Raw genomic sequence first — 15,005 nt, 5'->3', positions numbered from 1 at the left:
GGCTTTTATGGCTTCTTTTAAAAAGATATTTTGGATTAATGTTATTATTGTTATTATTGTAGCTTTTAATCTTAGAGCCCCAATTACTGCAGTGGGGCCTATTATTGATATTATTAAAGATAAGTATTATTTAAACTCAACCGTAGCAGGCATACTTACAAGTCTTCCTTTGATAGCTTTTGGAAGTATTTCTTTTATTATGGGGTATTTTTCTCCTATTCGTGCTATTGTTTTTGGAATTTTTTTAATTTTTTTAGGCGAAATTATTCGTTCTTATTTTGGTGTATATGGCTTATTTTTAGGAATGTTAGCAATGGGCTGTGGTATAGCAATTGCAAATGTTTTACTTCCTAGTTTTATTAAAGAAAAATTTCCAAAAAAAATGGCAAGTATAATGGGAATTTATAGTCTTGTTTTGAGTATTTCTTCGATTATGGGTATTGCTTTAGCTATACCTTTGCTTAGTGTATTTGATTTAGCTGGAGCTATGTTTTTCTGGGCTATTTTTTCTTTTGTAGCTTTAGTAGTTTACTATCCTCAAGCTAAAAATGGTAGATTTTTTCGTATTAAGAAAAAAGCTCATAAAAAAATCAATCTTTTTATAAATTTAACAACTTGGAAAATTACTCTTTTTATGGGATTTCAAAGTTTTTTAGCTTATTCTTTGTTTTTTTGGTATGTTCAAATTGTTGTAGAAAAAGGATTTGATAAAGAATTTTCTACAAGTATGGTTTTATTTGCTCAACTTGTTGCAGCTCCAGTGTCTCTTTTTGGCCCTTTACTTTTAGGAAAATTAAGACAAAATTTACATACTTTTTACATAGCAGGTTTGTGCAGTATGTATGTGATCGCTTTTGGTATGCTCTTTATTTTTGATAGTAAAATTTCTATTATTATCAGTGCTTTTATCATGGGTTTTCCATGGGGTGGAGTTTTTGGCATTGCGTTGCTTTTTATTGCACAAAAAAGCTCTAATGCTCAAATAGCAGCGAGACTTTCTGCTTTAGCTCAGGGTTTTGGATATTTAATTGCAGCACAAGGACAATGGATTATAGGTTTTTTGCATGACAAATTTGAAAATTTTTCATTTGCTATTTTGATGTTAGTTTTTGTTGGAATTTTAGTAAATATCTTTGGATATTTATCTTATAAAAGTCAAATTATCAAATAAAGCTTTTTGGATTAGCATATCTGCGCCATTTTTTTGGGTTATATTTTGCAATCTTGTAGAAATATTTTCTAGATTTAGTTTTAATATTGACTTAAAAAATTCATCAAGATTAATAGAGTTTTGCATAAAAATTTGACATAAAGCTTGATCTTGTAAAAATTTAGCATTAAAGTATTGATGATTTTTAGCTGCATAAGGATAAGGTATAAAAATAGCGGGCAAAGTATTAGCACAAAGTTCAAAAAGAGTACTTGCACCTGCTCTTGATATAGCTAGATCTGCATTTTTCATTTTTTCTTCCAAATTTAAACTAAAATCAAAAATATCAGCTTGGATATTTAAGCTTTGATAATGTTTTTTGCACTTTTCAAAATCATTTTTTCCACATTGATGGATGATTTTGATATTTTGTTCTTGAAGTTTTGGTGCTAAATTTAAAGCTAGTTCGTTGATAAATTGAGCTCCTTGTGATCCTCCTAAGAAAATAATATTTTTTAATTCTTTGCGAATCCTAGCATTATCAAAAAATTTATCTGCTACAGGATAAGGGCTAATTTCTTTTTCAAAGGCGCTAAAAAATTTTGTAGCGAAAGGTTTTAAAAGCATATTTAAAGAGCCGCTTTTTGAATTTTGTTCATGTATAAAAAGAGGCAAATGTGAGAATAAAGCCGCAAAAGATGCAGGAGCTGCACTGTATCCACCTACACTAAAAACGGCTTGGATGTGGTATTTTTTAAAAATTTCTCTACAATCTTTGGAGAGTTTTAAGGTGTGGAGTAAAGAACTGATTTTGTCAAATTTGCTTTGATTAACCACTCCTTTAGAGCTTAAAAAAAATTTTTCCTTAAAGCGTACTTCATTTTCAAACCAAGCTTTATCTTGACCATTTTGACTGCCTATGTATACACATTCTATATTTTTTTTAATCGCACTTTCTAATAAGCAACGCACTATGGCCAAATGTCCTCCAGTTCCACCACCTGTTAAAGCTATTGTCATAATTTAACCTTTTTTGAAATCATTAATACATATCCTATGCCTATGCAAATTGCCCACATTGAACTTCCTCCATAGCTTAAAAGTGGAACCGCTACACCTTTTAGTGGAGTAAGAGAAATAATACCAAAAGCATTCATAAAGAAAGAAAAAAGTAAAAGTAAGGCTATGCCTGAACAAAAAATAAAATCTTGTTTAGCTTCACATCTTCCTGCAATTCTAAAAATTCTTAAAATCATCCAAAGATAAATATAGCAAATAACCCCAAGACCTAAAAGTCCTATTTCTTCAGTAATTCCTGAAAGAACAAAGTCAGTATGCACTTCACTTAAAAAGCCTAATTTAAAAGTTCCAAGTCCTAGGCCTTCGCCAAACATTCCTCCATGGGCTATAGCATTTAAAGAGTGTGAAATTTGATAAGGCTCGCTGTTGCTACTTACTCTTAAAGCATTTGCCAGCCAATCAGGAAGCATAGGTAAAAAAGCATCTTGTATATTCCCCCACCAAGAAGCGATTCTTTGAATTCTTCTTTGGTTACTAAAAATTACCATTATACCTATCATCATAATGATTAAAGTTCCAAAAGCAAAAAGTCTTTTACTAGCTCCTGCAAAAAAAGCTAAAGCTAGAATCAAAAAGAAAGAAATTACACTTTGTCCTAAATCGTTTTGAGTGATATAAATATATCCTATAACTATAGAAGCTAAGATACAATAAGGCAGAAGAATTAAAGCCTCGTGTCTGATAGCTTTTTTACTATCATCAATACGCCTTGTATAGCTCCATGCTAAAAAATAAATCAATCCTATTTTAAAAAATTCCACAGGAGAGATAGAGAGTGGGCCTAAGCGTATCCAGCGTTTAGCTCCTCCGCTAGCTGTTGCTAATGCAGAAGGTAAAAATGGCAAAATGATGATAAAGATAAAAGAAATAATCAAAATAGCTAAAATAATTTTTTTAGAAAGTGCTTTATCAGAATCCAATCGAGAAATAAAAAACATTATAAGTATGCCACTAATTCCAAAAAAAAGCTGACGAATAAAAAAATGAAACTCGCTATAGTCAAGAAAAAGAACAGTAAAAGCTGTAAGAGAGTATGAAAATACTATTCCTATGGTGATTAAAATACAACTTAAATAAAATAATCTTTTATCAGCAACCATTATAATTATAACTTTTCTTTATTGGAATTAAAATTTTAAAAAGTTTTATTATAACTAAAATAAATTAAATTTTTTGCTAAGTTTTTGTAAGGAAAATTTGCTAAAATTAACAATAAAAATATAACAAAAAAGGCAAATTATGAATCAAATCCATAAAATTCTCATAGCAAATAGAGCTGAAATAGCTGTTAGAGTAATCCGTGCTTGTAGAGATTTACATATTAAAAGTGTTGCAGTTTTTACAGAGCCTGATCGTGAATGTTTGCATGTAAAAATCGCAGATGAGGCTTATCGCATAGGAACGGATGCTATAAGAGGATATTTAGATGTTGCTCGTATTGTCGAGATTGCTAAGGCTTGTGGTGCTGATGCGATCCATCCTGGTTATGGATTTTTAAGTGAGAATTACGAATTTGCTAAGGCTTGTGAAGATGCTGGAATTATTTTTATAGGTCCAAAATCTGAAGTAATCCATAAGATGGGAAATAAAAATATCGCTCGTAAGTTAATGGCTAAAAATGGCATACCTATTGTTCCAGGGACTGAAAAATTAAATTCCTATAGCATGGAAGAAATTAAAATTTTTGCTGAGAAGATTGGTTATCCTGTTATTTTAAAAGCTTCAGGTGGTGGAGGTGGACGCGGAATTCGCGTTGTTCATAAAGAACAAGATCTTGAAAATGCTTTTGAATCTTGCAAAAGAGAAGCTTTAACATACTTTAATAATGATGAAGTATTTATGGAAAAATATGTAGTTAATCCCAGACATATAGAATTTCAAATTTTAGGAGATAACTACGGAAATATTATCCATCTTTGTGAAAGGGATTGTTCTATTCAAAGAAGACATCAAAAGGTAATTGAGATAGCACCTTGCCCTGGAATTTCAGATAATCTTAGAAAAACCATGGGTGTTACAGCTGTGGCAGCTGCTAAGGCTGTAGGTTATACAAATGCTGGAACTATAGAGTTTTTGCTTGATGATTATAATCGCTTTTATTTTATGGAAATGAATACAAGAATTCAAGTTGAGCATCCAATTACTGAAGAAATTACAGGTATTGATCTTATTGTAAGACAAATTCGTATTGCAGCAGGAGAAATTTTGGACTTAGAACAAAGCGATATTAAACCTAGGGGTTTTGCTATTGAAGCTAGAATTACTGCTGAAAATGTATGGAAAAATTTTATTCCAAGTCCTGGAAAAATAGGAGAATACTACCCAGCTCTTGGACCATCTGTTAGGGTTGATAGTCATATTTATAAAGACTATACTGTGCCGCCTTATTATGATTCCATGCTTGCAAAGCTTATTATTAAAGCAACAAGTTATGATTTAGCGGTTAATAAACTTGAGCGTGCTTTGAAGGAATTTGTGATTGATGATATTAGAACAACAATACCATTTTTAATTGCCATTACAAAAACAAGAGAATTTAGAAGGGGGTATTTAGACACCTCTTTCATAGAAACACATATGCAAGAATTATTAGAAAAAACAGAAGATCGTCATCAAGAAAATAAAGAAGAAGTTATAGCTGCAATAGCTGCTACGCTTAAAAAAATACGAGAAAGTAGGGAATAATAGATGGATTTTTTAGACAGTCTTAAAAGTATTAAAAAAGAAATGCAAGCTAACACCAATACTTCAAAATTAGCGAAGAAATCAAGCAAGAGTGGTGCAAGTGTAAAAAATTTAGAAAAACTAGCTAAAGATATTCGCGAAAAAAATCAAGAAACAAACATAGATAAGGAAATGCAAGAAATTTTCTTAAAGCAAGAAAAACTACAGGATGAATTTTCCGAATTTATCAAAAATACAGATATTAAGAAAATTTAATGCTTGAGATTGGTTTTTGTACTCTTGAAGATCAGTGTCCTTACTTAAAGGATAAACGTTCAAGAATAGAGTATAAATACATTGAAAATTGCCCTAAAGAAATCAATAATGAGCTAATAAAACGAGGTTGGCGTCGTTTTGGTAGGTATTTTTCACGCCCTATTTGTAAAGATTGTGATGAATGTTTAAGTCTTAGAATTTTAGTTAATGAATATAATTTTTCAAGAAGTGAAAGAAGGGTTGTAAATAAAAATATTAACACCAAAGTTATACTTAGAACACCCAATTTAAGCAATGAACATTTGTTTTTATATGATAAATACCATCGTTTTATGGAAGAAAAAAAGAACTGGAAGCGTTATGATTTAAGCTTTAAACAGTATTATAATCTTTATGTCGATGGTTTTATGAATTTTGGATATGAGCTTGCATTTTATATAGAAGATAAGCTCGTTTGTGTTGATTTGATTGATATTTTAGAGGATGGAATTTCAAGCATTTATTGTTTTTATGATCCTGATTTTTCGTATTTTTCTTTGGGTAAATTTTCTTTGCTCAATGAAATACAAATAGCTAAAAAAATGAACTTAGATTATATTTATCTTGGGTATTTTGTAAAAAAGTGTCAATCTTTATCTTATAAAGCCGATTATACACCCAATGAAATTTTAAAAGGCACTAAAGAGCTTTTTGAAAATGAGGTTTTATGGGAGAAATAGATGCAAATCGTGCAAACTTTAGAAACTATCAATGTTAATACAGATGATATTAGCGTATTTCAGTATTTTAAAGACTTGATTACCAAAAATTTCACAAAGGTCATAGGACGAAAAAATAAAATTTTTTCTTTTTTTGAAGAAAATGAAATTCCACAGCGCCGTTATTTCTTAAAAGTTTTAGATCAAAAATATCGTAAAAGCACAAATGAAGGTATAGAGAATTTACAAGATGCTTATTTTAAAACTTTTAGATTAATTTTTGAGCAAAATAATATGCTTAAGCCTATGTTGTTTATCAAGATTGATTTTGTTGCGGGTAGAATTTTGATGAAGTTAAGCTCTAATGAAAAATTATTTATTACTTATATAAGAAATTATTTTCAAGATCATAATATAGAATATAATGAAATGACAAATATTCTAATTTTAGAATATAAAAACGAGAATACCCTTGAACTTTTTGAAGCTTTTGCAGATGAGAGCGAGCATTTAAAATATTGCGTGAATTTTGAAGTTGACCGCGAAGAGTATAAAAAATTTCGCCAAAATATTCACAATAAAGAAAATATGAAATGGAAATTTAATGCTTTAGCTAAGCTTTTTAGTAATTATTTTAATACTTTAGAATGCACTCCGCAAAATGATCTTAGTGAAATCAGACAAAAATATTTGATTTTGGTAAAACTTTATCATCCTGATTTTCATCAAGGAAAAAGTGCAATAGAAAAAGCTTACGCAAGAGAACAGTTTGAAAAAATACAAATCGCCTATGATAACTTAAAAGCACTTTATAAGAATAATACTTAAAAAAATTAAATTAATCATTTTGGTTAATTTAATTTTTCTCTCTCATAAATTTTTCTTAATTTGCTATCTAGTTTAAAACAAAATTTAAAAAGTGCAGGTACTACGAGTAAGGTAAGCAAAGTCGAACTTATAAGTCCAAAGATAATGGCTATTGCCATAGGAGAATTAGCTTCATAGCCCGCACCCCTTGAAAGAGCAAGTGGGAGCATAGCAAAAATCATAGCAAAAGTTGTCATCAATATAGCCCTTAAGCGCGATTTTCCAGCGATTAAAAGAGCTTTATCGGGATCTAAACCTTCATGGCATTTTTTATTAGCTACATCTACGAGTAAAATAGCATTTTTCCCCACCATACCAAAAAGTAAGATGATGGCAATAAGTACAAAAAGTGAAAAATTATGCCCTGTGATAAAAAGCCCTATAGAAGCTCCGCCAAAGGCTAAAGGCATGGTTATCATGATGATTAAAGGCAGAATAAAACTTTCATAAAGTGCGGCTAAAACAAGATAAATTAAAACAAAAGCAAGTGCTACTGCCATAGCAAAACCTTGCACGGTTTCACCTAAAAGATTGATAAAGCCTGAAAAAGCATAGCTAAGACTTGGATTGTTATTTAAAATTTTATCCATATTATCTAGTAAAAGTTTTTGCACCGCTCCTAAGGAAAGATCATTCACTCCAGCTGTGATTTTCACAGAGCGGTTTTTATTGTAACGATTGATAGTTTTTAAATCTTTACTGTATATAAAATCCACCACGCTTGAAAGTTCTAAATTTATACCTTGGTTGTTTTTAATGCTAATGCGCTTTAAAGCTTCTATGTCTTTTTTAAATTCTGGAGCAAAACTTAGGATAATATCATCTTTTGAATTGCCTCTATCCATGCTTCCTACGCTAAGTTGCGAGAAAGAATACCCTAAAACCCCAGCGATATATTGAGGATTGACATCTAAAAGTTTGGCTTTTTCTTTGTTGATGTGTAAGGCTACTTCATCTTTTGTAGCATTAGCATTATCACTTATATCTACAATGCGTGCATTAGTGCCTAAAATTTCTTTTGCCTGAGAAGCAGCTTCTTTCAGAGTGTTTAAATCATCTCCTAAGATTAAAAATTGCACGGGATCATCAATGCCTGCACCCTCTATCTTTGGAAGTTCTAAAATTTTGATTTTTAAACTTTCATCTTGAAATTTTTGACGATATAAACTTACTATGGCACTTTGTCTTAAATTTCTTTCGTCTAAATTTTTAAGTTTAACATAAATTTTAGCCTTTGTAGCATCTTTGGCATCATCATAGCCTACAAGTAAAAAAGCGTATTTGACATTGCTATCATTTTTGATTTTTTCAAGCAAATTTAAACTTTTTTCTTTCATGGCTTCTAAACTTAAATCCTTTTTGCTTTCAAGCAAAACTTGAATTTCACTATCATCTTCCATAGGTAAAAAATCAAGCCCTATGCGAGTGGCTAAAGCAAAAGAAAGCCCTATAAAAACAAGAGTGGCTAGGATAAATTTTACTTTATTTTGTAAAATTTTATAGAGTAAATTTTCATACTTTTGCTCTATTTTTTCAAAAAAAGCTTCTGTTTTTTCATAAAACTTGCTTTCTTTTGGATTTAAAAATCTTGCCCCAATACTAGGTATTAAAAATACAGAAACCAAAAAGCTTATAACTATCCCACTTGCAACGCTTATGCCTAAGGCATTGAAAAAAAGCCCTGATATAGAGTTCATATAAGAAATAGGGATAAAAACACAAAGTAAAACTATACTTATGCTTAAAACGCTAAAACCTATTTCATTGATACCTAAAAAAGCAGCTTGTAAAGGCGGATAAGTTTTTAGTTTTTTAGCAATATTTTCAATCACTACTATAGCATCATCGATAAAAATTCCTATGCTTAAGGTTAAAGCTATAAAAGTTAAGCGGTTTAAATCATAGCCTAAAAGATCGATAATAAAAAAAGTTGAAATGATAGAAGTAGGTATAGCTATGCAAGCAATGAGAGTTGCACTTAAATTTCTTAAAAATAAAAACACGATAACAAGGGTTAGAAAAATCCCCAAAACCATATCAAAAATCACTTGAGAAAGGTGCTTGTGGATATTTAAGCTTTTATCATAAAGCATATTAATGCTTATATCTTTTGGAATTTGTTTTTCTAAAATAGGCAAGGCATTTTTGACATTTTTAATCATTTCAAGGGTGTTATAATTTGTGATTTTTCCGAGTTCTAAAAGCACCCCTTCTTTACCTTCGTATAAAGCACTTTGTTTTTCATCTTCATAAAGGCTTGAAATATTAGCAATATCACTTAAAAATACTCCTGTTTTTATGCGAAGATTGCTAAGTTCTTCTAAATTTGTGGCTTCAAAATAGCCTTTGATGATATAGTTATCTTGATTGTTGTTAAGTTCGCCTAGAGCTTGTTTAAAATTTTGACTTTTGATGATATTTGCTACATCAAGGGCGTTAAGATTGTATTTTCTAAGTTCGTTTGGTTTTAATTCTATGCGAATTTGGGGTTCTAAAAACCCCTTAGCTTCGATTTTACCTACTCCTTCAACTCTTTGCAAAAAAGGTTTTATTTTGTCATTGATTTCACGCATGAGTTGTAATTTATCTTTAGAATATAGAAAAAGTGAAATAGCAGAACCAGAATCTGAACTGATTTTTTCAATTTCAGGCTTAGAAGGTAGGCTTAAAGTTCCTATTTTATCACGCACATCATTGGCAGCTACTTCAAGATTTTTACCCAGTTTAAACTCGACTACACTTACACTAAAATTATCATATGCAGCTGAGGTTATGGTCTTTACTCCATCGATTTCACTTAAAGCATTTTCTATTTCTTTAGTGACTTTTGATTCTACGAAATTTAAATCCCCATTTATCTTGCTTGTGATTTTTATAAGAGGTATGGAAACATTAGGAAATAAATTTACACTCATGCTAAAAGCAGAGATTAGCCCAAAAATCATAAGAGCTAAGAAAAACATTAGCACGGTAATAGGTCGGTTTATAGCCAGTTTAAACATTTTTAATCTTTAGTGATGATTCTACCTTCACCAAAAAGCCCTGGTGTTAGATTTGTGGTTTGCACTTCAGCATAAATTTTTCTTGTTTTTACTTCTATACTTGGATAAATAAGGCTGATTTTTCCTTTCAATTCTGTACCATTTTGATCGATTTTATAAAAGAAATCATCGCCTAATCTAACTTTATCTTTATATTTTTCATCAAAACTTAAAATCAGTTTGCTTTGTGGATAGGAAAAAATTTCTATTAAAGGTTGAGCTACTCCTCCTACTCCTTCGCCCACTTGTATAAATTTGTTTGCGATAATAGCATCATAAGGTGCGCGTAATTCTTTTTTTGCCATGATATTTTTATAATAAGCTATATTGATTTTTGCTTTGTTTAAATTTAAATTAGCAGCATCAAACTTAGCTTTCATATCTTCATAGCTTTGTTTGTCTATAACATTTTCTACAGCTTTGATTTTTTGCATCCTACTTTTGGTATTTTCGTATTCTACAAGGGCAAGTTGATAAGAATTTTGAGCATTTTGAAGAGCTATTTTTTCACTTTCTTGATCAAGAGCAAGTAAAAGTTCTCCTTTGCTGACTTTTTGTCCAATTTCTACAGGAATTTTTTGAACCAAACCTATGCTTTCAAGGGCAAGTTTGCTTTGTTTTGATGCTTCTACATTGAAACTTGCGTAAATTTCTTCGCCAAAGGCGCAATTAAAAACAAGAAGTAAAAATAGAATTTTTTTCATTCTTTAACCTTTGAATTAAGATCTATACCCGCATTAAAATAATAATTTGCTTTAGTAATTTCAAATTCATTTTTAGCAAGCTCTAAATCGCTTTGTGCTTTAAATTTAACCTCTAAAGCTTGAAGATATTCTACATAAGAAACAAGTCCTGCTTGGTATTTTTTATCTACACTTTCAAAAGCTAAATTTGCAGCATTTAAGCTAAGATTAAGAGCTAAAATTTGTTCTTGTAAAACTTTTAAACTTTTGTCTAAATAATTTAATTCTTCTTTATTTTTTCTCTCGCTAAATCTTGCATTTGCATTGGCTATTTGAACATTTAAACGCTCTTTTTCAACTTCTTTCGCCCTTGCATTGAAATCAAAAATTTTCCATTCCATACCTAAAATAAATTGATTACCTTGAGAATATTTTTCTAAGAATTGATCCGCTAAATTTGCAAAAGGAGCTGGAACTTTTGGATTATAATTGTTTTTATAAAAGTTAAAATTATCTTGAATATAAAATTTTGGAAAATATTCAGCTTTTGCTAAATTTACACTTTCTTTAGCAAGATTGATTTGTTCTTTAGCTATCATTACTTCATAGTTTTGACTTTTTTCTTGTTGCGGATTTTCTAAAAAAGCATTCCCTTGCACTTTAAAATCTGTATCGCTTAAAATTTTAATCTCTTTTTGTATATTGGCAAGTTTTAATTCATTTTGACTGAGCTCTAATAAGCTTAAATGGTATTTAGCCTTAATGCTTTCAAGTTCATCTTTAGGGCTAAGTCCTGCGTCGTAAAATTTTTGCAATCTTTCAAAAGTTGATTTTAAAAAAGATACTTTTTGTTGATTGGCTAGTAAAATTTTTTCAAGACTTAAGGTGTTAAAATAAAGTGTGATTGCATTTAGGGCAAGGTAATTTTTATTTTGTTCTTTGTCTAAAAGGCTTAATTTTTCTCTGCTTTCTAAAGCTCTTAAATTAGCCTCTCTAGCACCCCCATCAAAAAGCAAAAAATTAAGAGAAACTTTAGCAAATAAACTTTCTTGTGGATCGATAATGAAGCGATCTTTATTGTTGGCTACATAAGCTGAGTTTAGACTAAGAGAGGGTAGGTAATTTCTAAAAGCTTGTTCTTTGTCTAAATTTGCTTGTTCGCTTTGCATTTGCTTAATGAGATAGGATTCATTATTTTGACTTAGTGCTATAAATTCGTGCAAATTAGAAGCTAACATTGCTAAGGGATAAAGAGCTAAAAATATAGCTGATTTTAAATATTTTTCAAACATTTTGATATTTTAATATGTTTTATATAAATTTCAATTGAAGTTTTTTATATAAAATAAAATTTATTTGTTTTAAACATAAATTTTGTTAAAATCCTAGCTTTAAAATTTTATATTTAGGATGAAATTTTGTCGGTAAAAAATATTAGAAATTTTTCTATTATAGCTCATATAGATCATGGAAAATCTACTCTTGCAGATAGGATTATTAGTGAGTGTGGTGCTATTAGCGATAGGCAGATGAGTTCACAAGTTATGGATACTATGGATATAGAAAAAGAGCGTGGTATCACCATAAAAGCACAATCAGTGCGTTTAAATTATAAATTTAATAATGAAAATTTTGTTTTAAATCTTATTGATACTCCTGGCCATGTGGATTTTTCTTATGAAGTGAGTCGTTCTTTGGCAAGTTGTGAAGGAGCTTTGCTTGTAGTAGATGCTTCTCAAGGTGTTGAAGCACAGACTATAGCTAATGTTTATATAGCGCTTGAAAATAATCTTGAAATCATTCCTGTGATTAATAAAATCGATTTACCTAATGCTGATGTTGAGAAAGTAAAGCATGAAATCGAGCATATTATAGGTATAGATTGCAAAGATGCAATTTGTGTGAGTGCAAAAACAGGAGTGGGTATAAAAGAGCTTATAGAAACAATTATTACTAAAATCCCTGCACCAAAAACAGATGATGAAGCTCCTACTAAGGCTTTAATTTATGATTCTTGGTTTGATAATTATTTGGGTGCTTTGGCTTTGGTTAGGATTTATGAAGGAAGTATTGCTAAAAACGATGAAGTTTTAGTCATGAGTACGGATAAAAAACATATAGTTCAAGATCTTTTTTATCCCCACCCTTTAAGTCCAATTAAAACTCAATCTTTACAATCAGGCGAAGTAGGTGTGGTGGTTTTAGGGCTTAAAACCGTAGGTGATGTACAAGTAGGCGATACCATCACTTTGGTAAAAAACAAAGCTAAAGAAGCCATAGGTGGTTTTGAAAAGGCTAAAGCTTTTGTATTTGCGGGACTTTATCCTATAGAAACGGATAAATTTGAAGATTTAAGAGATGCTTTGGATAAATTAAAGCTTAATGATAGTTCTATTACTTATGAGCCTGAAACTTCTTTGGCCTTAGGCTTTGGTTTTAGGGTAGGATTTTTAGGGCTTTTACATATGGAAGTTATCAAAGAAAGGCTTGAGAGAGAATTTAATCTTGATTTGATTGCTACAGCTCCAACTGTGACTTATGAAATTTATCAAACCGATGGAGAGTTTATTAAAATTCAAAATCCTAGCGAGCTTCCTCCTGTTAATAAAATCGATCATATAAAAGAGCCTTATGTTAAAGCTACTATCATTACTCCAAGTGAATTTTTAGGGAATTTAATCACTCTTTTAAATCGCAAAAGAGGAGTACAGGTTAAAATGGACTATATCACACCTGAGCGTGTTTTGCTAGAATATGATGTGCCTTTAAATGAGATTGTGATGGATTTTTATGATAAATTAAAGTCCTTAACAAAAGGTTATGCGAGTTTTGATTATGAGCCTATAGAATTTAGAGTAGGGGATTTGGTAAAACTTGATATTAAGGTAGCGGGTGAAAATGTTGATGCGCTAAGCATTATCGTGCCTAATGAAAAAGCGCAAAGTAAAGGAAGAGAACTTGTTAGTGCTATGAAAGAAATAGTTCCTAGACAGCTTTTTGAAGTGGCCATTCAAGCAAGTATTGGAAATAAAATCATCGCAAGAGAAACTGTTAAATCCATGGGTAAAAATGTGACAGCAAAATGTTATGGTGGGGATATTACTAGAAAAAGAAAGCTTTTAGAAAAGCAAAAAGAAGGTAAAAAAAGAATGAAAGCTATAGGTAAGGTAAATTTACCTCAAGAGGCTTTTTTGAGTGTTTTAAAGATAGATTGATGATAAATTTAAAACTTGGCTTGAAATTTGCTTGTATTTTTAATACAATTTTAAAATAATTTTCTAAGGAGAAAAAATGTTTAAAAAATTTTTGATTTTTATAGTGCCTATTTTATTTTTGAGTGCTTGTGCAACTAAACAAGATACTTTTGCTCAAGTTAATCAAATTTCTAAAAATTCTCAATGCAGTTCTTGTGAAAGTCCTGGTGGTTTTGAAGCAAAGATTAAAGGGCTTTTATACATTAGCGATGTTGGAATTCAATGTTGTGCCAATAAACGCACTTTAGACACTGGTATTGCTTTGAAAAAGGTTTATTTACATAGATTTTATGATTTAAAAGAAGGGCAAAAGGTTTTAAATGCTAAAGGGAAAAAGTTATTTGTTGATGTGAATTTTAATGCGGTATTTTATACTTATTTAAAACAAGAACTTGAAGCTAGAGGAATAGTTGTGCTTGACAATAACGATCAAAATTCACCTTATGTGAGTAAGATTGATTTAGAATTTATATCTTATGGAGCAACTCAAGATGCTATAGGATTACATTCAAAACTAGTAGGAGTTTTACAAGTTAGTGATATAAATAAAAATAAGAAATTTACAATCCGTACCAAGCAAGATGTACAAGGTTTTGATGATTTAAAAGAAACAACTTTTTATACTCATTTGTTAATAAAACAAATGGCAAATAAAGCAGCTAGTTTAATCTCTGAACTTTGAGGTGTATAAATTGCGGAGCTTTTGCTCTGCTTTGCTTTTGTGAATTATGCGAGCTAGAGCTTTCTGAATTTTCCTTAAATGTAAGAAAGCTTGATAATAATTTCAAAGTCTATTCTTTTTATAAATACCATGAAATACAACACTTGCTTCACTCTAAACATTATTTTTATGGTTATTTTGTTTATAAAATGCTTGCTAAATTAAGTTTTGCAAAATTTAAAGATTTTTTTGATCCTAGAATGACAATTAATGTTATAGCTTTAGATGATAAGGTTGAAGATATGCTTTATTCGCATTCTGCTATTTTAGCTAGATATCTTAAAACAAAATTTGTAAAACCTGTTTTTAATGTTTTAAAAGCACAAAATCATATTAAATATTCTGGAAAAAGTTTAGAATTTCGTCAAAAACATAAAAGAAATTACAAACTCTTAAAAACCATTCACGAACCTGTAATTTTAGTAGATGATATTGTAACGACTGGTTCTAGCCTTTTGGAAGCTAAAAAAGTTTTAGAAGAAAATAAAATTTCTGTACTTTTTGCTCTTGTTTTAGCTGATGCAAAAGTTTAATATGCTATAATCAAAACTTTGAACTAATAGAAGGATTT

The 15,005-nt window shown here is 30.2% G+C and carries 13 protein-coding genes; 8 read left to right on the top strand and 5 right to left on the bottom strand.

Features of this window, described 5'->3' with window-relative positions; genetic code table 11:
- Window positions 1-7 precede the first annotated feature (7 nt).
- Window positions 8-1,171 (top strand): MFS transporter, encoded by a 1,164-nt coding sequence (locus AJ882_RS03540; RefSeq protein ID WP_011049874.1) that lies wholly within the window; start codon window positions 8-10, stop codon window positions 1,169-1,171.
- Here the strand turns inward: AJ882_RS03540 and murG are convergent.
- Window positions 1,142-2,170, bottom strand: a complete 1,029-nt coding sequence (gene murG / locus AJ882_RS03535; RefSeq protein WP_011049873.1) for an undecaprenyldiphospho-muramoylpentapeptide beta-N-acetylglucosaminyltransferase — start codon at window positions 2,168-2,170, stop codon at window positions 1,142-1,144. The two genes, AJ882_RS03540 and murG, sit on opposite strands and share 30 nt — an antisense overlap.
- A complete protein-coding gene (gene ftsW, locus AJ882_RS03530) occupies window positions 2,167-3,330 on the bottom strand; it encodes a putative lipid II flippase FtsW (protein ID WP_002867168.1) in 1,164 nt (387 codons plus the stop codon). Before ftsW ends, murG begins: the two co-directional genes overlap by 4 nt.
- A 139-nt stretch (window positions 3,331-3,469) precedes the next feature.
- Between ftsW and AJ882_RS03525 the strand changes: the two genes are divergently transcribed.
- Genes AJ882_RS03525 through AJ882_RS03510 form a run of 4 tightly spaced genes read left to right on the top strand, consistent with a single transcriptional unit; the run spans window position 3,470 to window position 6,696 of the window.
- Entirely contained in the window at window positions 3,470-4,915 is a 1,446-nt protein-coding gene (locus AJ882_RS03525) for an acetyl-CoA carboxylase subunit A (protein WP_002856595.1), read from the top strand.
- Between the two features lie 3 nt (window positions 4,916-4,918).
- Window positions 4,919-5,170: a hypothetical protein gene (locus AJ882_RS03520; RefSeq protein ID WP_002853000.1), complete on the top strand. Its 252-nt coding sequence runs from the start codon at window positions 4,919-4,921 to the stop codon at window positions 5,168-5,170.
- Window positions 5,170-5,889 (top strand): arginyltransferase, encoded by a 720-nt coding sequence (locus AJ882_RS03515; protein ID WP_002853863.1) that lies wholly within the window; start codon window positions 5,170-5,172, stop codon window positions 5,887-5,889. Before AJ882_RS03520 ends, AJ882_RS03515 begins: the two co-directional genes overlap by 1 nt.
- Window positions 5,890-6,696 carry an adenylosuccinate lyase gene (locus tag AJ882_RS03510; RefSeq protein WP_002867167.1) on the top strand — a complete coding sequence of 269 codons (807 nt, stop codon included), beginning with the start codon at window positions 5,890-5,892 and terminating at the stop codon, window positions 6,694-6,696.
- A gap of 23 nt (window positions 6,697-6,719) precedes the next feature.
- On the opposite strand, the gene cmeF is transcribed toward AJ882_RS03510, so the two are convergent.
- Genes cmeF through cmeD form a run of 3 tightly spaced genes read right to left on the bottom strand, consistent with a single transcriptional unit; the run spans window position 6,720 to window position 11,751 of the window.
- Window positions 6,720-9,737, bottom strand: coding sequence for a multidrug efflux RND transporter permease subunit CmeF (cmeF, locus tag AJ882_RS03505; protein ID WP_038401396.1), 3,018 nt, complete (start codon window positions 9,735-9,737; stop codon window positions 6,720-6,722).
- 2 nt (window positions 9,738-9,739) lie between these two features.
- Window positions 9,740-10,480, bottom strand: a complete 741-nt coding sequence (gene cmeE, locus AJ882_RS03500) for a multidrug efflux RND transporter periplasmic adaptor subunit CmeE (RefSeq protein WP_002797145.1) — start codon at window positions 10,478-10,480, stop codon at window positions 9,740-9,742.
- Window positions 10,477-11,751: a multidrug efflux RND transporter outer membrane subunit CmeD gene (gene cmeD / locus AJ882_RS03495; protein ID WP_002852947.1), complete on the bottom strand. Its 1,275-nt coding sequence runs from the start codon at window positions 11,749-11,751 to the stop codon at window positions 10,477-10,479. The genes cmeE and cmeD overlap by 4 nt, the downstream gene beginning before the upstream one ends.
- A 126-nt stretch (window positions 11,752-11,877) precedes the next feature.
- On the opposite strand from cmeD, the gene lepA reads away from it, so the two are divergent.
- The 3 genes from lepA (at window position 11,878) to AJ882_RS03480 (ending at window position 14,967) form a co-directional block, all read left to right on the top strand.
- Complete coding sequence (gene lepA / locus AJ882_RS03490; RefSeq protein ID WP_002868661.1) at window positions 11,878-13,674, top strand: translation elongation factor 4; 1,797 nt, start codon at window positions 11,878-11,880, stop codon at window positions 13,672-13,674.
- A 76-nt stretch (window positions 13,675-13,750) separates the two neighbouring features.
- The gene (gene mapA / locus AJ882_RS03485; protein WP_002852941.1) at window positions 13,751-14,395 is read left to right on the top strand and encodes an outer membrane lipoprotein MapA; all 645 of its coding nucleotides are present in this window, start codon (window positions 13,751-13,753) and stop codon (window positions 14,393-14,395) included.
- Window positions 14,392-14,967, top strand: coding sequence for a ComF family protein (locus AJ882_RS03480; RefSeq protein WP_002853564.1), 576 nt, complete (start codon window positions 14,392-14,394; stop codon window positions 14,965-14,967). The genes mapA and AJ882_RS03480 overlap by 4 nt, the downstream gene beginning before the upstream one ends.
- Window positions 14,968-15,005 lie beyond the last annotated feature (38 nt).

The sequence above is a fragment of the Campylobacter sp. BCW_6461 genome (genome assembly GCF_001762735.1).
Classification (GTDB): domain Bacteria; phylum Campylobacterota; class Campylobacteria; order Campylobacterales; family Campylobacteraceae; genus Campylobacter_D; species Campylobacter_D jejuni.
Note: the sequence above shows the minus strand (reverse complement) of the source record. Positions and strands in the feature narration are given on the sequence as shown.